The following is a 17,682-nucleotide window of genomic DNA, read 5'->3' as shown; positions in this document are numbered from 1 at the left end:
GGCAGTGGGAGTTTCGGACATCGCGATCTCAGGTCGAATAGACGGCGGCCGACACGAGCTCATCGGGCAGCGGGAAGTCATCGACCAGCCGCGCCAGCCGCAGCGCGACCTCGAGATTTGCCCGCACCGCCGGACGCCAGGCGTCTTCCAACGGCAACCCCATCGCGTTTGCGATAGCGCTCACATAGTCGTCGAGTTGATCGGCCATTTCGCTCCCAATGTGTTTCTCAACAGACCGGCAACGGCGGATGCGGGATCGCCGTGAGCAGCTCCCTTGTATAGGCATCCTGCGGATTGCCCAAGACATGTTCGGATGTGCCCTGCTCGACGATGCGCCCCGAGCGCATCACGATGACGCGATCACACAGCAGGCGCACCACGTTGAGATCGTGCGACACGAACAGATAGCTCATGCCCATCGACTGCTTGAGATCCTGCAGCAGATTGAGCACCACCGCCTGCACCGAGACGTCGAGTGCTGCGGTCGGCTCGTCGAGAATGACGAGCTTCGGGTGCAGCGCAATCGCGCGCGCGATGCCGACGCGGGCCTTCTGGCCGCCGGACAGTTGATGCGGAAAACGATCCAGCAGATTGACCGGCAGGCCGACCAGCCGCGCGAGCTCCTCGCAGCGGTCGCGCAGCGCGTCGCGCCCCCTGATATCGCCGAGCTGCATGATCGGGTCGGCGATGGCGCGCGCCGCGGTGAAGCGCGGGTTGAGGCTGTCGGTCGGATCCTGGAACACCATCTGGATCTGGCTGCGCCGCGGCAGCCGTGCGAAGGACTGCGGCGCGATGGCGCCGATGTCCTCGCCGTCGAACATGATGCGGCCGGAGGTCTGGTCCAAGAGCCGCATCACCATCATCGATGTCGTCGACTTGCCGCAACCGGATTCGCCGACCAGCCCGACGCTCTCGCCATGATCGACCGAAAAGCTGATGCCGTCGACGGCGCGGAAGATGTCTTCCTCGACCGGCGGCTTGCGGCCGAACAGCTTTGTGAGCACCGAGCCTGCGCCCTGGCGGGGATATTCTTTGACGAGCTTTTCGACGGAAAGAAGCGGTTGCATCCGCTCCCTCTCCCCGCTTGCGGGGAGAGGGTTGGGGTGAGGGGGACTCTCCACGAGCACAGTGCTTGGAGAGCCCCCCTCACCCGCCACGCTCTGCGTGTCGGCCTCTCCCCGCACGCGGGGCGAGGCGGAAGAGTCTTCCTCCGGGAGCAGATCGCGCAATGACACCCCGAGCCGCGGCGTCGCGCGCATCAGCTTCTTCGTGTAGTCATGCTGGGGCGCGGCGAATATGTCGGCGGACTTCGCGGTCTCGACCACGCGGCCCTTCTCCATCACCACGACGCGGTCACAATAGGCCGCGGCGAGGCCGAGATCGTGCGTGATCAGGATCGTCGACATCGCCCGGCGCCGGGTCAGCTCCACGATCAGGTCCATCACCGCCTTCTGGGTGGTGACGTCGAGGCCGGTGGTCGGCTCGTCGGCGATCAGAAGCTGCGGGTTGCAGGCCAGCGCCAGCGCGATGACGACGCGCTGGCACATGCCGCCGGAGAGTTCGAACGGATAGGCGTGATAGCGCTCGCGCGGGCGCGCGATCTTGACCTGCTCCAGCGCCTCGATCGCGGTCTCGCCGCGATCGGTGACCTGCGCCTGCTGCACATGCTGGCGCAGCACGTCCTCGATCTGGTGCCCGACCTTGCGGATCGGATTGAGGGCGGCGCGCGGGTTCTGGAAGATCATCGAGACTTCGCGGCCGCGCAGATCGCGCATCTGGCTCTCCGAGGCTGCCTTGACGTCGATGCCGGAGAACATCACCGAACCCTCGGCGATCCGCCCCGCCCGGTCGAGGATGCGCATCACGGCATAGGATGTCACCGACTTGCCGGAGCCGGACTCGCCGACGATGCCGACGGTCTCGCCCTTACCCACGGAGATGTTGACGTGCTGCACCGCCTTGACGATGCCGCGACGGGTGGTGAACTCGACGGTGAGGTCCTGAACGTCGAGCAGCGGCTGGGCGGTCATGGCCGCCTCTCACAAAATATCGAAAACAACCCCATGCACAGTAGTGAAACGGTAATAAGACACCGCACTGAGACGGTCATCACGTCCTCCGCTGCGGGTCGACGATGTCGCGCAGGCCGTCGCCGAGCAGGTTGAAACAGAACACCGCGACCATCAGCGCAAGGCCGGGAAACAGCGCGATCCACCATTCGCCTGAGACCATGAAGCCGGCGCCCTCGGCGACCATGATGCCCCACTCCGCAGTCGGCGGCCGGACGCCGAGGCCGATGAAGGACAGACCCGCGGCATTGAGGATCGCATAGCCCATGGTCAGCGACATCTGCACGATCATGATCGGCATGATGTTGGGCAGGATGTGCCCGAGCAGGATGCGATACTCGCCATTGCCGGAGAGCCGCGCCGCCTGCACGAAGCCGGCGTTGCGGCGGACGTTGGCTTCCGCGCGCGCGACGCGGGCATAGAGCGGAAAGTTCACGATCGCGGTCGCGATGATGATGTTCTGCACGGTGTTGCCGAGCGCAGCGACGATGCCCATCGCCAGCACGAACAGCGGGAACGCCATGATGGTGTCGGCGATGCGGCCGACGATGCGATCGGTCCAGCCGCCGAAATAGCCGGCGGCGATGCCGGCGAGCCCACCCATCAGGAACACCAGTACCACGGAGGCGACCGCGATGAAGGTGTCGAGCCTGGTTGCGACGATGACGCGGCTGAAGATGTCGCGGCCGAGCTGGTCGGTGCCGAACCAGTGCGCGGCGGACGGCGGCTTCAATGCAGCCGCGGTATCCGAGGCGAGCGGATCGTACGGCACCACATAGGGCCCGAACAACGCGGCGAACGTGATCAGGATCAGAAGCGCGAAGGCAAAGCCGGTGACCTTGTTCTCGCTCAGGACATAGCGTGTCTGCTCGATGATCGCGGCGAGCCCGGATGTCCGCGCAGGACCGACAGGCTCGACTGTTGGCGCAACGGAGCTCATGGTTTCACCCCTCCAGCCGCACGCGTGGATCGATCACGCCATAGAGGATGTCGATCAACAGATTCAGCAGCACGTACATGACCGCCATGGTGAGGACAAAGCCCTGCACCGGCGCGAAGTCGGAGGCGATCAAAGCCTCGACCGCGTAGGAGCCGATGCCGGGCCAGGCGAACACCTTCTCCACCAGCACATTGGCCCCGAGCAGGAAGGAGAACACCATGCTGAGCGTGGTGATGACCGGCAGCATCGCGTTGCGAAACGCGTAGGTGACGATCACCTTGCCGGGCGACAGGCCGCTGGCGCGCGCGGTGCGGACGAAATCCGACGCCAGCACCGCGAGCATCGAGGCGCGCGTCATGCGGGCGATCGGCGCCAGCGAGAAGATCGCCAGCGTCACCGCCGGCAGGATCAATTGGCTGAACGCCGAGCGAAACGCCTCGAAGTCGCGCGCGATCAAGGTATCGATGAGATAGAAGCCGGTGACGGTCGGCGGCGCACTGTAGAACACGTCGAGCCGGCCGAGCGGCGCCGGTGCCCAGCCGAGCCGGAAATAGAACAGATAGACCAGCACGAGCCCGGTGAAGAACACCGGCAACGACACCCCGGCCGTCGTGGTGACGCGGCAGAGATGGTCGATCCAGGAGCCCGGCCGCGTCGCCGCCAGCACGCCGAGCGGGATCGCGATCACGATCGAGACCACGAGGCCGAGCAGCGTGAGCTCGGCCGACGCCGGCAGGCGGTTGCGCAGTTCGGCCGCGACCGGCTGGCCCGTGGTGAGCGAGGTGCCGAGATCGCCATGGGCGAGATCGCCCGTGTAGCGGACGAACTGCTCGATCAGCGGCTTGTCGAAGCCGAGCTTCTTCCTGATCTGGTCGACTGCCTCCTTGGTCGCCGCGGGCCCTGCGAAATACGCCGCGGGATCGCCCGGCAGCGCACGGGTCAAGAGGAACGTCACGATCACCACCCCGATCAGCGACGGGATCGCGAACAGCAGCCGCTTGCCGATCAGGGACAGCATGGCTTGCTCCCAACGGCATCAGGCAAAGCCGCAACGGGACTGGTAGGGCTCCCTCCCCCCTTGTGGGGGAGGGTTGGGGAGAGGGGTGCCGCTTGCTCCGTCGCCAGACGGAACGCACCTCTAGTCCGCGCGTGATGCAGCGAATGGTTCGGTGTGATCTCGCCTAACGTCGTCCTTCCGAGTACGCGGCCTACCCCTCTCCCCACCCTCCCCCACAAGGGGGGAGGGAGCCTGAGAGGTGTGCTCACCTCACCTGACGTAGCGTTTGAGAGAGAAGCGAACATGGTCCACGCACTCATCCATCTCACCCCTTCGCCATCGCGCGATAGTCCAGCCGGCGGTGGAACCAGTATTGATAGCCCGAGATGTTCTTCTGCATCGCGACGTTGACGAACGGCTGATAGAGCGGGATGCGCGGGATGTCGGCGAAGGCGAGATCGACGAAACCCTTGACGTCGGCGTCGTAGGCCGCGGTGTCGCCGGTGGCGGCCGCGATGCGCGCGCCGTCGATGAGCTTGTCCATCTCGGGCGACTTGTAGCTCATCGTGTTGAAGATCGAATTGTTGCCGTGATAGCACCAGTAGAAGAAGTACTCGGGGTAATCGAGCCAGCCCGAGAACACGTTGGTGAACAGCGGCATCTCCTTCTTGGTGAGCTCGGTGCGCCAGTTGGCGCCGGGAACTTTGTTGATCGTGGTCTTGATGCCGAGCTGCGCGAGGCTCTCCTGCACCAGCACGCAGAGCGGCTCGTTGACCCCGGCAAAATTCAGGTCGAACGAGATCGTGGTCTCGAAGCCGTTGGCGTAGCCGGCCTCGGCGAGCAGCGCCCTGGCCTTCTCCATGTCGGTGAAATACTTGGTCGGCTGCGGCCAGGCGACCTCGGTCGGCTTGTCCTTGGCTGCGCCGAACATCGGGTTGGCGAGGCCGAACAGCACCGCGTCCATGATTTTTTGGTACGGCATCGCATAGGCCATCGCCTGCCGCACCTTCGGATTGTCGAACGGCGGCTTGGTGACGTTCATGCCGATGTACTGGATGCCGTTGGAGAACGGCAGCGAGACCACGTTGAGCTTGCCGTTCGCCTTCATCTCCTGGAAATCCTTGAACGGCAGTTCGTAGGAGATATCGGCATCGCCGCGCTCGAGCAGCGCACGGCGGTTGCCGGCCTGCGGCACCATGCGCCAGATCACGCGCTTGATCTTCGGCAGGGGACCGCAGACCCATTCGTCGTTGCGCTCCATGATGACTTCGGTGCCGGCGGTCCATTTGGTCACCTTGTAGGCGCCGGAGCCCGCGGTCTGCTGCTTGGTGAATTCGAGCCCCCAGGGGTCCTTCTCGCTGGCGTTCTTCTTCACCAGCTCGGAGTTGACGACGCAGGGCACGATCACGGCGAGGTCGGGGATCGTCAGTCTGTCTTTCTTGATGAAGTCGACGCGCACCGTGTGGTCATCGACGACAACGAACTGCTCGGGCTTGGTCAGCGAGCCCGCGCTCATCTGGAAGGTCGGGAAGCCGCCGACGCTGACGGCACGGTCGAGCGACCATTTGACGTCCTTCGCCGTCACCGGCGTGCCGTCGTGGAATTTGGCGTTCTTGCGCAGCTTGAAGGTGACCGACATGTCGCCGATGTTGAAATCCTCGGCGAGCTCGGGCTTGAACTTGTCGCGGTCGTAATAGGGCACGCCGCCCGGCCCGCTCTTCATCTCGTGGCTGATCAGCCGGTCGTAGCAATTCCACGACACCTCATAGCCGGGCACGTTGGTGCCGACGCCGTGGATATCGAGATTGTTGGGACCGCCTTCGGAGACGATCAGCAGCGTCTCGGCGCGCGCGTCGGCCTTGGCCGGCGACCAGATCGCAGGCGCGGTCGGCGCCAGCGCCCCCGCTGCCAGCCCAGACACCGATTTGAGGAAATCGCGACGCTTCATGTGTTGCTCCAACGCCCTTGAGAACGGCCTTGGAACTCAGATCGCAAGGATTGTGCCAACCCTTAACGAAACCTTATGAGGCACTAACTCGCTGGAAATGTTGAAAAAATCGCCGAGGATATTTCGTTCGGAGTCGACCAGCATGGCATGCATTGCATACAAAGGAGAGCCATCTGCTCAATAGATAAGCAGATCGCGAGCGCTGCTCGCTTTCTGGCCGGCGACCGATGTCAGTCCGACCAGATCAACTCCTGCAGCTGCACGAGATCATCGACCCGGTCCGGCCAGCCCGCGATGCAGATGTGCCGGAGCGGATCGCTGGCCGAGTGCAGCATCATCAGCGCCATCAGCCGCCGCTTCAGCGCGAAATTCACCGCGCTGCGCGGGATGCCGAAGCCGTCGAACAGGCTGCGCACGAGGCGGGGATGCCCGGCGGCCATGAAGGCGCTGGGACCGAGCAGGTCGTACTCGCCCCACCCCGTCCGCACGTCGCCGAAGTCGAACAGGCCGGCGACATACCAGCCATTGGACCGGCGGCCCAGCAAAAAGTTCTCCGGGATGTACTCGCCGGTCAGGATCACCGGCGGCGCGTCCATCGGGATCAATTGGGCAGCGTCGCGCAGGAGATCGTCGAGCGAGCTGAGGAATTTCGCCGGCAGGCCGAGCCGTTCGTGCCGCGCCCGGCACTGCACGATCTGGCCGCGCATGAAGGCCTCCCAGCGCGGCTCGATCGCCAGCAGGCTGCCGGGCGGCACGCGCTGCACCTCGGCAATCACGGCGCCGATCTCGCCGAGCACGCGCTCGCGCTCGGCTTCCGGCAGCGATGGCCAGACCTCCGAGCCGACGGTGCCGGAAAGGCGCGTGATGACGAGATAGGGCCAGCCGTCGCGCTCGCCCTCCGCAACGAGTTCGGGGATCGGAATGCCGAGCCGTCCGCGCAACTCGGCGAGCGCGCCGCGTTCGGACACGCATTGCGGACGCAGAAACGGCGGGAACAGCTTCAGGATCAGGTCACCGTCGAGCCCGACGACGAGGTTGGTGCCGGTCGAGAACACGTGCGGATCGTCGCAGGACAGCCCGTGGCCGTCTGCGATGTCGCGCACCACCGGCAGCCAGCGCGAGGTGTCGCCGCGCCAGGCGCGATAGGTGTCGTAGGTGGTAATGGATGGGAGCCGAACGATCATTGCAAGCTTTGTAGCCCGGATGGAGCGCAGCGTAATCCGGGATTCTGCGCCAACTGAAGCACCGGCCCCGGATTTCGCTTCGCTGCATCCGGGCTACGAACTCTTCTCCTTCCCCCGGAAAGGGGGAAGGTCGGGATGGGGGTCTGCCGCAGCCGACGCGGTAAGTGGAGAGAGCGGATCCCCACCCGCTTTGCTCTGGCGAGCAAAGCGACCTCCCCTTTTCAAGGGGAGGTTAAGACAACGCACAGCCCCTCATCGGTCCGGATTGGCGCGCTCGAACTGGCGCAACAGACGGTTGCCGCGGTCGACGGCGTTGTCCATCGCGGCCTGCGCCGAACGCTTGCCGGAAAACACCTGCTCGAGCTCCTCCTCGATCACGTCGCGGATCAGGACGAACGAGCCGAGCCGGACGCCCCTGGACTTGTCGGTCGGCGGCTTCAGCGTGACCTCCTCGATCGAGATCGAGGCGCCGGGATTGCGATCGTAGAAGCCCTGGGTGCGGCTGAGATCAAACGCGGCGCGGGTGATCGGCAGATAGCCGGTGTTCTGGTGCCAGGCGGCCTGCACCTCCGGCCGCGACAGAAAGCCGAAGAATTTCGCCACCCCGGCATATTCGGCGCGCGGCCGGTCGCGCAGCACCCACAGCGTCGCGCCGCCGATGATCGAGTTCTGCGGCGCGCCCTGCACATCGGGCTCGTACGGCATCATGCCGTAGCCGACCTCGAATTTCGAATTGGCCTTGATGTCGGCGCGCGTGCCGGACGAGCCGATGAAGATGCCGCACTCGCCCTTCTGGAAGCGCGGCTCGGCTGCCTGGCCGCGGCCGCTGTAGTCGAACGACTTGTCGGCCTGCCATTTCGCGAGCTGCGCGATATGGCGCACCACGATCGGGTTGTTGAAGACCAGCTGCGCGTCGAGACCGGCAAAGCCGTTGCCCCTGGTGGCGATCGGCAGATTGTGGAACGCGGAAAAGTTCTCGACATTGATCCAGGATGGCCATGACGTGGTGAAACCGCACATTGCGCCGGCCGCGCGCAGCCGCTTCGCCATGGTGCCGAGCTCCGGCCAGGTCCTCGGCGGCTGGCTCGGATCGAGCCCGGCGGAACGGAACAGATCCTTGTTGTAGTACAGGATCGGCGTCGAGGCGTTGAACGGGAACGACAGCATGTTGCCGTCGACGTCGGCATAGTAACCCGCCACCGCAGGCAGATAGGCCTGTGGCGCGAACGGCTCCGATTGATCGCGCATCAGCTCGAACACCGGATAGATCGCGCCGCGCGCCGCCATCATGGTTGCGGTGGCAATCTCGTTGACCTGAACGATCGCCGGCTGGCTGCGCGAGCGGAACGCGAAGATCGCCGCGGTGACGGTCTCGGTGTAGTTGCCCTTGTAGGCGGGCACGATCCGGTAGTCGGATTGCGCGGCGTTGAAGTCGGCAGCCAGCTTCTCGAGCTGCTTGCCGAGCTCGCCCGACATCGCGTGCCACCACATGATCTCGGTCGTCGCCTGCGCTGGTGCCACAAGCAGAAGGGCCGCGACGACGAGATGCAACAGCTTCAAGGCGAACTTCACGACGAGTCGTTCCCGGATGCCAACACGCGCTCATACGGCGCCACAACCGCAAATTCAACCGACACCGCAGGTTGCAGCGCGGGTCTAGCGTTTGCCCGATGGGCGAGCCAGCGCCATTCTGCTAGAATGCGTTGAACCTTTTGCTCCCGCCCTGGACACAAATCACAAGGGGAATTGTAACCAGTGTACCGCCGCGCCGGCCTTTCGCGGACAATAACGCTTGCCGTCGCGCTGTTATGCACAGCGGTCTCGGCGAGTGGTTTTGCGCGCGAATTCCGCACCGCCGATACCCAGAATGAAGACTATCCGACGGTCCAGGCGCTGAATTACATGGACCGCCTGATCACCGAGCGCACCGGCGGCCGGCACCGCATCGTGGTCTTCCATTCCCGTCAGCTCGGCGAGGAAAAGGAGACGCTGGAGCAGACCCGGGCCGGCGCCATCGATCTGAACCGGACCAATGTCGCGCTGATCGGAACCATGGTGCCTTCCGTGAACGTGCTGGCGATGCCGTTCCTGTTTCGATCCCTTGAGCACCTGCAGCATGTGCTGGATGGACCGATCGGCAACGACATCCTGAACAGCCTCGAGGCCCACGGCTTCGTCGGGCTGACCTTCTACGATTCCGGCGCCCGCTCGATCTACAACAGCGTCCGCCCGGTGCGCTCGCTCGACGACCTCAGGGGGCTGCGGCTGCGGGTGCAGCAATCCGAACAGATGTCGGACATGATCCGCGCGCTCGGCGCCCAGCCGGTCGAGATGGCCTACGGCCAGGTGCAGACCGGGCTCGCCAACCGGCTGATCGATGGCGCCGAGAACAACTGGCCGTCCTTCGTCACCACCGGCCACTACAAATACGCCGGCTACTACACCCTGACCCGGCACACCGTGAGCCCCGAAGTGCTGGTGATGTCGCGCAAGGCCTGGGCCAGCCTGACGCCGGACGAGCAGATCATCTTCCGCGAGGCCGCGCAGCGCTCCAGTCTTTACATGCGCGAGAAGTGGCGTGAGCTCGAGGAGCGCTCGCGCAAGCAGGCGGAGCTGGCCGGCGTCACGGTCGTGACCGATTTCGACCGCAAGCCGTTCGAGGCGGCGATGGCCGGCATCTATGCCAAGGCGGAGCGCGATCCGGCAATAGCAGCGCTGATCGAACGCATCCGCAACGTGGAGTGACCGGATCTTGGACGCGCCCAAACAGGACGGGACGATGCGACGGCGGGCGGCCTTTGGGCCGCAGGGCCGTTTCCGCATCGTCCAGTTGCTGCGCGCGGTGCCGATCCGCTGGCGCATCCTCTCGATCGCGCTGCTCAATTCGGCCGTCGTGGTGGTGCTCGCGGTGCTGATCTGGAACGGCTCGAAGGTGCTCGGCTCGGCCTGGGACGATGTCCGCCAGGTGCGGGAATCCGACAAGATCCTGGCCAAGCTGGAAAGCGAGACCAGCCGCCTGCAGAACCTGATCCATCGCTACATCAACCAGCCGAGCCCGGACCTGTTCGCGGAAATCCTGCTGCTCCGCGAGGCCGTGCTCGGCACGCTGACCAACCGGGCCTCGACCGACCCAATGCTGTCGGGCTCGGTCGAGCAGCTGGAGCGCGTCACCAGCCGCTTCCTCGACGGCTTCGGTGAATTGCGCACCGTGCAGACCAGGATCTCCAAGACCTATGACGAAGAGGTGCTGACGCCGACCAAGGACATGGCCGGCCTCTATTCGATCATCGAGGGCGCCACCGGCCATCGCGACGCGCTGATCTGGCCCGCGCTCGGCAAGTCGCGCGAGGCCTTCACCTCGCTCCTGGTCGCCGCCAACGCCTACTACCTCTCGCTCGCCTCCTCGTCGGCCGAGGAAGCCCGCCGCAACATCGATACCATCGAGAGGACGATCCCTGTCATGACCGATCTGGCCGAGAACGATCTGCAGCGCATGGCGCTGGCGCGGCTCAAGGTCAAGACCGCCGAGCTGCGCGACGGGCTCGCCAAGCTCAGCGAACAGCTCACCAACCGCACCGATCTCTTGCGCAACTCGATCGACGCCAGCCAGGCCGATGCGATCGGCGCGATCGACGATCTCTCGGTGAAGATGCGCCAGCGCGAGCAGAAGGCGCAGGAGACCTTCGACAGGACGCTGACGTCGATCTCGCGCCGGGTGCTGTCGATCGCCGTGATCTTCCTCGGCGTCATCATGTCGGCGGGCGTGATGATCGCATTGTCGATCCGCCTGCCGCTGGCGCAGATCCTGACCGCAATGCGCGCGATCACCTCGGGAGACCTCGACCGGCCGGTGCAGGGCACGTCGGCCAAGGACGAGGTCGGCGCCATGGCGCGCGCGGTCGAGGTGTTCCGCGAGAACGCCATCGCCAAGCGCAAGACCGAGGACGAGCTGCGCACCGCCAAGGAAAAGGCCGAGAGCGCGCTGCTCGAGCTCAACACCGCGCAGCAGAACCTGATCGATGCCGAACGCCTCGCCGCGCTCGGCGGCCTCGTTGCCGGCGTCGCCCACGAGGTCAACAATCCGATCGGCATCAGCCTGACGGTCGCCTCGAGCTTTGCCCGCCGCAGCGAGATGTTCGAGAACGACCTCAAGACCGAGCCGCTGCGCCGCTCCAGGCTCGACGAATTCGTGCGCGCATCGCGTGACGCATCGCAGCAACTGGTCTCGAACCTGCAGCGCGCCGGCGAACTGATCCAGTCGTTCAAGCAGGTCGCGGTCGATCGCTCGCATGCCGAACGCCGCCAGTTCGCCTTGAGCGAAGCGACCGACCAGATCGTGGCGAGCCTGCGGCCGGTGCTGAAGAAGGCGGCGATCGCGCTGTCCGTCGATGTGCCCGATGGGCTCCTGATCGATGGCTATCCCGGCGCCTATGGGCAGATCTTAACCAATCTTTTCCTCAACGCCGTCAATCATGCCTTTGCCGACGGCCGCTCGGGCAACATCACGATCTCGGCGCGTGGCCGTGGCACCGATGATGTCGAGATCATCTTCGCGGACGACGGGGCTGGCATGACGCCGGACGTGCAGCGACAGGCGTTCGACCCGTTCTTTACGACACGCCGCAACGAAGGTGGCACGGGCCTCGGCCTGCATATCGTCTATAACCTCGTCACCCAGCAGCTCGGCGGACGCATGATGCTGGAGTCAAGGGTAGGACAAGGCACCACTTTTCGCATTATCATGCCCAGGATCGCCAAGGGCGAGCCGACGATCACTGACGCAGCAGCCGACGGAACCAGTCAATGGCCGAACAGGACGATGTCCTCCAACTGATCGACGACACCGAGAGCCCCCCGGAGGACTCGCCGGTACGGAAATGGAAGATCGCCGTGATCGACGACGATCACGCCGTCCATGAAGGCACCCGTTTTGCGCTCAGCGACTACAATCTGAACGGCGCGACGCTGGAGATCCTGTCGGCCTACTCTGCGGCCGAAGGCCGCACGCTGATGCGCGACAACCCCGACATCGCGGCCGTGCTGCTCGATGTCATCATGGAGACCGACGTCGCCGGCCTCGAGCTCGTCGAATACATCCGCAACGAGATCAGGAACGAGACCGTGCGCATCATCCTGCGCACCGGCCAGCCCGGCCAGGCGCCGGAGCGGCGCGTCATCGTGCAATACGACATCAACGACTACAAGGCGAAGACCGAGCTCACCGCCGACAAGCTGTTCACCTCGCTGACCGCGGCGCTGCGCAGCTATCAGCAGCTCGAGCGCATGGTGCAGACCAGGCGCGGGCTCGAGATCATCATCGACGCGGCCTCGACGCTGTACGACTTCAAGTCGATGCAGCGGCTGGCCGAGGGCGTGCTGACGCAACTCGCCTCGCTGCTCAATGTCGATTGCGCGGGGATCCTGGTGCTGCGCGACGACGGCAACGCCGCCGCCTGTGATTTCTCGGTGCTGGCCTGCTCGGGCTGCTACAGCCGCTTCATCGGCACGACCTCGTCGAAGGCGCTCGATGCCGATTTGCGGCACATGGTCGAGGAAGCATTTCAGCGCCGCAAGAACGAGTTCGCCGACCACCGCAGCGTGCTCTATTCGCGCACCGGCAGCGGCCGCGAGGTCGTGGTGCTGCTGCAGGCCGAGCGGCAGCTCTCCGACACCGACCGTGCGCTGGTCGAGATCTTCTCCAGCCGGCTGTCGATCGCGTTCGACAACGTGATCCTGTACCAGCAGCTGCACGAGGCCAACACCCAGCTCGAGGACCGTGTCGCGCAGCGCACCCGCGCGCTGAGCCAGGCCAACCGGCGGCTGTCGGCGCAATGGCTGCGGCTGCAGCGCGCCAACGGCTTCAAGAACGAGATCCTCGGCACCGTCGCCCACGACCTGAAGAACCCGCTCGGCGTGATCCTCGGCCGCACCGAGATGCTGACCGAACTGATCGGCGCCGGCTCGCCGAAGGAGAACGTCACCGCCCAGGTCGAGCACATCAGGGACGCCACCAGGCGGCTGACCTCGATGGTCGACCATTTGATCTCGGATGCGATGGCCGACGCCTTCGACATCACCATCCGCCGCGAGCCGGTCGACGTCGCGGCGCTCGTCAACGAGGTCACCGAGGCCAATCTGCCCTCGGCGGTCAACAAGCAGCAGAGCATCTCGGTCTCGGGGCCGCAGCATTTCGTCACGATGTGCGATGCCGACCGGATCCGCGAGGCGATCGACAACCTCGTCAGCAACGCCATCAAGTACTCGCCGATCGGCGGCAAGATCACGATCGCGGTCAGCCACGAGGGCGACGACACCGTGATCCGGATCGCCGACCAGGGTCCCGGCCTCAGCCCCGAGGATCTCGGCCGGCTGTTCGGCCGGTTCCAGCGGCTGTCGGCCAAGCCGACCGCGGGCGAAAGCTCGACCGGGCTCGGCCTGTCCATCGTCAAGCGCATCATCGACATGCATGGCGGCCATGTGACCGCCCAGAGCCCGGGCCCCGGACAGGGGTCAACCTTTACGGTTACACTGCCGGCGACAGAGACATGAACCAGAACCCGCATATCTTCATCGTCGACGATGAGGCGCCGGCCCGCGAGATGGTCGGCGATTACCTCAAGATGCACGGCTTCGGCGTGACGCTGTGCGACGGCGGCAAGAGCCTGCGCAAGGAGATCGAGAGCAACACGCCCGATCTCGTGGTGCTGGACCTCAACATGCCCGAGGAGGATGGTCTGTCGATCATTCGCGACCTCAAGAGCAAGATCAACGTCCCCGTCATCATGCTGACAGCTACTGCCAGCCCGATCGACCGTGTGGTCGGGCTCGAGCTCGGCGCCGACGACTACGTGGCAAAACCCTGCGAATTGCGCGAGCTGATGGCGCGCATCCGCTCGGTGCTGCGGCGGAGCGGGCCGGCGAAGACGGCCGCGCCGGAACCTTCCAGCGCCAAGGCCGAAAAGGAGCAGCTGGTGCGGTTCGGCACCAAATGGCTCGATCTCGAGGCCCAGGCGCTGCGCGACGACGAGGGCAATGAGCACCCGCTGACGGCCTCCGAATTCGGCCTGCTCAAGGTGTTCGCCGCCAATCCGAAGCGCGTGCTGTCGCGCGAGCGGCTCCTGGAACTCGCCAATGCCCGCGACGCCGAGGCCTTCGACCGCGCCGTCGACCTGCGCATCATGCGCATCCGCCGCAAGATCGAATTCGACCCGACCAAGCCGTCAGTGATCCGCACCATCCGCGGCGGCGGCTACCTGTTCTCCCCGACCGGGGACAAGGCGTAGTCTTTCTCGACGTCGTCCTGGCCAAGCCAGGACGACAAATCGTTGTGTGGCGCGGGCGGATTCAACGACACTAAGGCTGTCAATCCGCGCAAAAATCCCTAAGTTTCGGCCATGCCGAAAACAGCCTCCAAAGACCCCGCCAAGCCCGCCCCGAAGACCGCAGCCAAGCCCGTCGCCGCCAAGCCGGCGGCCAAGGGCGACCATATCTTTTTGGTCGACGGGTCGGGCTACATCTTCCGCGCCTATCACGCGCTGCCGCCGCTGAACCGCAAGTCCGACGGGCTGCAGGTCAATGCCGTGCTCGGCTTCTGCAACATGCTGTGGAAGCTGCTCCGCGACATGCCGGAGGACAACCGGCCGACCCACCTGGCGATCGTGTTCGACAAGTCGGAGATTACGTTCCGCAACAAGCTGTATCCCGACTACAAGGCGCACCGGCCGCCGGCGCCCGACGATCTGATCCCGCAATTCGCTCTGATCCGCGAGGCGGTGCGCGCCTTCGAGCTGCCCTGCCTCGAGCAGGTTGGCTTCGAGGCCGACGACCTGATCGCGACCTATGCGCGGCTCGCGACCGAGCGCGGCGCCACCACGACGATCGTGTCGTCCGACAAGGATCTGATGCAGCTCGTCAACGACAAGGTCGTGATGTACGACACGATGAAGGATCGCCGCATCGGCCGCGACGAGGTGATCGAGAAATTCGGCGTGCCGCCCGAGAAGGTGGTCGAGGTGCAGGCGCTGGCCGGCGATTCCACCGACAACGTGCCCGGTGTGCCCGGCATCGGCATCAAGACCGCCGCACAACTGATCATCGAGTATGGCGACCTCGACCAGCTGCTGTTCCGCGCCGGCGAGATCAAGCAGCCGAAGCGGCGCGAGGCGCTGCTCGAGAATGCCGAGAAGGCGCGCATCTCGCGCCAGCTGGTGCTGCTCGACGACAAGGTCGAGCTCGAGGTGCCGCTCGACGACCTCGCCGTGCACGAGCCCGACTCGCGCCGGCTGATCGCCTTCCTCAAGGCGATGGAGTTCTCCACCCTCACCCGCCGCGTCGCCGAGTATGCGCAGATCGATCCGGCCAATGTCGATGCCGATCCCGGCAACAAGAGCGGCGCCAGCGTGTTCTCGCCGCTGCCGCCGTCGGATGTGACGCCCACACCGGGCGACGCGCCGACAGCGGCCGCGGCACCACCGGCGAAGACCAAGCCGACCGGCGCGCGCGACGACAAGAACTCCAGCCTGAAGGGCACGCCGGCAACGCTGGCCGAAGCCCGCGGCGAGGCGATCCGCAAGATCGGCTTCGATCGCAAGGCCTACCAGGCGATCGGCAATCTCGATCAGCTCAACGCCTTCGTTGCGCGTGCGCACGACAACGGCACCGTCGCGATCGAGGCGATGTCGGAATCGATCGACCCGATGCAGGCCGAGCTGGCGGGACTGGCGCTTGCCGTCGCGCCCAACGACACCTGCTACGTCCCGCTCGGCCACCGGGAGGCCGGCGGCGGCGCCGGGCTGTTCGATGCCGGCCTCGCACCCGGCCAGATCAAGACCGCCGATGCGCTGAAGGTGCTCAAGCCACTATTGGAGTCCGCCGGCATCCAGAAGGTCGGCTTCAACGTCAAGTTCACCGCGGTGACGCTGGCGCAGCACGGCATCACGCTGCGTAACATCGACGACGCGCAGCTGATGTCCTACGCACTCGATGCCGGCCGCGGCTCGCATGCGCTGGAGGCGCTCGCCGAGCGCTGGTTCGGCCATGCCGTAGTCAATTACGGCGGCCTCGTCGGCAGCGGCAAGGGCAAGCTGACCTTCGATCAGGTCACGATCGACAAGGCGACCGAATACGCGGCCGAAAGCGCCGACGTGATCCTGCGGCTGTGGCGCGTGCTGAAGCCGCGCCTCGTCGCCGAACGGATGACGACGGTCTACGAGACGCTGGAGCGGCCGCTGGTCTCGGTGCTGGCGCGGATGGAGCGGCGCGGCATCTCGATCGACCGCCAGGTGCTGTCGCGACTGTCGGGCGATTTCGCCCAGACCGCGGCGCGCGTCGAGGCCGAGATCCAGGAGATCGCCGGCGAGCCAGTCAATGTCGGCAGCCCGAAGCAGATCGGCGACATCATCTTCGGCAAGATGGGGTTGCCCGGCGGCACCAAGACCAAGACCGGCGCGTGGTCGACCACCGCGCAGGTGCTCGACGATCTCGCCGAGCAGGGCCACGAATTCCCGAAGAAGATTCTTGAGTGGCGCCAGGTCTCGAAGCTGAAATCGACCTACACCGACGCGCTGCCGACCTACGTCAATCCGCAGACCCATCGCGTGCACACGACCTACGCACTGGCCGCGACCACCACGGGCCGGCTGTCGTCGAACGAGCCGAATTTGCAGAACATCCCTGTTCGTACCGAGGACGGCCGCAAGATCCGCCGCGCCTTCATCGCAACGCCCGGCCACAAGCTGGTGTCGGCCGATTACTCCCAGATCGAGCTGCGGTTGCTCGCCGAGATCGCCGACGTGCCGGTGCTGCGCCAGGCATTCCGCGACGGGCTCGACATTCACGCCATGACCGCCTCCGAAATGTTCGGGGTGCCGATCAAGGACATGCCGAGCGAGGTGCGGCGTAGAGCCAAGGCGATCAATTTCGGCATCATCTACGGCATCTCGGCGTTCGGTCTCGCCAACCAGCTCGGCATCGCGCGCGAGGAAGCCTCGGCCTACATCAAGAAGTATTTCGAGCGCTTCCCGGGCATCCGCGCCTATATGGACGAGACCAAGGACTCGTGCCGCCGCAACGGCTATGTCACCACGCTGTTCGGCCGCAAGATGCACTACCCCGACATCAAGGCGTCGAACGCCTCGGTGCGCGCCTTCAACGAGCGTGCCGCGATCAACGCGCGGCTGCAGGGCACCGCGGCCGACATCATCCGTCGCGCCATGATCCGGGTCGAGGACGCACTCGCCGAGAAGAAGCTCTCGGCGCAGATGCTGCTGCAGGTGCATGACGAACTGATCTTCGAGGTGCCCAACGACGAGGTCGCGGCGACGCTGCCCGTCGTGCAGAAGGTGATGCAGGACGCGCCCTTCCCCGCGGTGATCCTGTCGCTGCCGCTGCAGGTCGACGCCCGCGCCGCCAACAATTGGGACGAGGCGCATTAGAGTCCGCCTCTCCCTTCATTCCGGGGCTCGCCGCAGGCGAGAACCCGGAATCCATCCATCCACAAATTACGCCGCCTGATGGATTCCGGGTTCGTGCTTCGCACGCCCCGG

12 protein-coding genes are annotated in these 17,682 nt (G+C 65.3%); 5 read left to right on the top strand and 7 right to left on the bottom strand.

Annotated elements, in window-relative coordinates; genetic code table 11:
* Nucleotides 1-28 precede the first annotated feature (28 nt).
* From AKN83_RS24300 to ugpB, 7 genes are all read right to left on the bottom strand, one after another.
* The gene (locus AKN83_RS24300; RefSeq protein ID WP_050406014.1) at nt 29-208 is read right to left on the bottom strand and encodes a DUF4089 domain-containing protein; all 180 of its coding nucleotides are present in this window, start codon (nt 206-208) and stop codon (nt 29-31) included.
* A 19-nt stretch (nt 209-227) separates the two neighbouring features.
* Nucleotides 228-2,030: a dipeptide ABC transporter ATP-binding protein gene (locus AKN83_RS24295; protein WP_050406013.1), complete on the bottom strand. Its 1,803-nt coding sequence runs from the start codon at nt 2,028-2,030 to the stop codon at nt 228-230.
* 79 nt (nt 2,031-2,109) lie between these two features.
* Complete coding sequence (locus tag AKN83_RS24290) at nt 2,110-3,009, bottom strand: ABC transporter permease (RefSeq protein ID WP_050406012.1); 900 nt, start codon at nt 3,007-3,009, stop codon at nt 2,110-2,112.
* Between the two features lie 4 nt (nt 3,010-3,013).
* Nucleotides 3,014-4,027 carry an ABC transporter permease gene (locus tag AKN83_RS24285; protein WP_050406011.1) on the bottom strand — a complete coding sequence of 338 codons (1,014 nt, stop codon included), beginning with the start codon at nt 4,025-4,027 and terminating at the stop codon, nt 3,014-3,016.
* A 304-nt stretch (nt 4,028-4,331) separates the two neighbouring features.
* A complete protein-coding gene (locus AKN83_RS24280; RefSeq protein WP_050406010.1) occupies nt 4,332-5,954 on the bottom strand; it encodes an ABC transporter substrate-binding protein in 1,623 nt (540 codons plus the stop codon).
* A gap of 230 nt (nt 5,955-6,184) precedes the next feature.
* On the bottom strand, nt 6,185-7,138 hold the full coding sequence (locus AKN83_RS24275) for an aminoglycoside phosphotransferase family protein (RefSeq protein WP_050406009.1): 954 nt from the start codon (nt 7,136-7,138) through the stop codon (nt 6,185-6,187).
* Between the two features lie 252 nt (nt 7,139-7,390).
* Complete coding sequence (gene ugpB / locus AKN83_RS24270) at nt 7,391-8,710, bottom strand: sn-glycerol-3-phosphate ABC transporter substrate-binding protein UgpB (protein WP_050406007.1); 1,320 nt, start codon at nt 8,708-8,710, stop codon at nt 7,391-7,393.
* Nucleotides 8,711-8,893: 183 nt separating this feature from the next.
* On the opposite strand from ugpB, the gene AKN83_RS24265 reads away from it, so the two are divergent.
* From AKN83_RS24265 to polA, 5 genes are all read left to right on the top strand, one after another.
* Complete coding sequence (locus AKN83_RS24265; protein ID WP_050406006.1) at nt 8,894-9,883, top strand: TRAP transporter substrate-binding protein; 990 nt, start codon at nt 8,894-8,896, stop codon at nt 9,881-9,883.
* Nucleotides 9,884-9,917: 34 nt separating this feature from the next.
* Entirely contained in the window at nt 9,918-11,972 is a 2,055-nt protein-coding gene (locus AKN83_RS24260) for a sensor histidine kinase (RefSeq protein ID WP_050406024.1), read from the top strand.
* The gene (locus AKN83_RS24255) at nt 11,942-13,687 is read left to right on the top strand and encodes an ATP-binding response regulator (RefSeq protein ID WP_050406005.1); all 1,746 of its coding nucleotides are present in this window, start codon (nt 11,942-11,944) and stop codon (nt 13,685-13,687) included. Before AKN83_RS24260 ends, AKN83_RS24255 begins: the two co-directional genes overlap by 31 nt.
* Nucleotides 13,684-14,421, top strand: coding sequence for a response regulator (locus AKN83_RS24250; protein WP_050406003.1), 738 nt, complete (start codon nt 13,684-13,686; stop codon nt 14,419-14,421). The genes AKN83_RS24255 and AKN83_RS24250 overlap by 4 nt, the downstream gene beginning before the upstream one ends.
* A gap of 111 nt (nt 14,422-14,532) precedes the next feature.
* Nucleotides 14,533-17,571, top strand: coding sequence for a DNA polymerase I (gene polA / locus AKN83_RS24245; protein WP_050406002.1), 3,039 nt, complete (start codon nt 14,533-14,535; stop codon nt 17,569-17,571).
* Nucleotides 17,572-17,682 lie beyond the last annotated feature (111 nt).

Source organism: Bradyrhizobium embrapense (assembly GCF_001189235.2).
Classification (GTDB): Bacteria; Pseudomonadota; Alphaproteobacteria; order Rhizobiales; family Xanthobacteraceae; genus Bradyrhizobium; species Bradyrhizobium embrapense.
The sequence above is the reverse complement of the archived record's forward strand: the minus strand, read 5'-3'. Positions and strand labels throughout refer to the sequence as shown.

Bases quoted from the DNA above. Each gene is read 5' to 3' on its own strand.
- AKN83_RS24285 (WP_050406011.1), bottom strand. From the start codon at position 4,027: ATGCTGTCCCTGATCGGCAAGCGGCTGCTGTTCGCGATCCCGTCGCTG.
- AKN83_RS24290 (WP_050406012.1), bottom strand. From the start codon at position 3,009: ATGAGCTCCGTTGCGCCAACAGTCGAGCCTGTCGGTCCTGCGCGGACA.
- AKN83_RS24250 (WP_050406003.1), top strand. From the start codon at position 13,684: ATGAACCAGAACCCGCATATCTTCATCGTCGACGATGAGGCGCCGGCC.
- AKN83_RS24300 (WP_050406014.1), bottom strand. From the start codon at position 208: ATGGCCGATCAACTCGACGACTATGTGAGCGCTATCGCAAACGCGATG.
- AKN83_RS24260 (WP_050406024.1), top strand. From the start codon at position 9,918: ATGCGACGGCGGGCGGCCTTTGGGCCGCAGGGCCGTTTCCGCATCGTC.
- AKN83_RS24255 (WP_050406005.1), top strand. From the start codon at position 11,942: ATGGCCGAACAGGACGATGTCCTCCAACTGATCGACGACACCGAGAGC.
- AKN83_RS24275 (WP_050406009.1), bottom strand. From the start codon at position 7,138: ATGATCGTTCGGCTCCCATCCATTACCACCTACGACACCTATCGCGCC.
- polA (WP_050406002.1), top strand. From the start codon at position 14,533: ATGCCGAAAACAGCCTCCAAAGACCCCGCCAAGCCCGCCCCGAAGACC.
- AKN83_RS24295 (WP_050406013.1), bottom strand. From the start codon at position 2,030: ATGACCGCCCAGCCGCTGCTCGACGTTCAGGACCTCACCGTCGAGTTC.
- AKN83_RS24280 (WP_050406010.1), bottom strand. From the start codon at position 5,954: ATGAAGCGTCGCGATTTCCTCAAATCGGTGTCTGGGCTGGCAGCGGGG.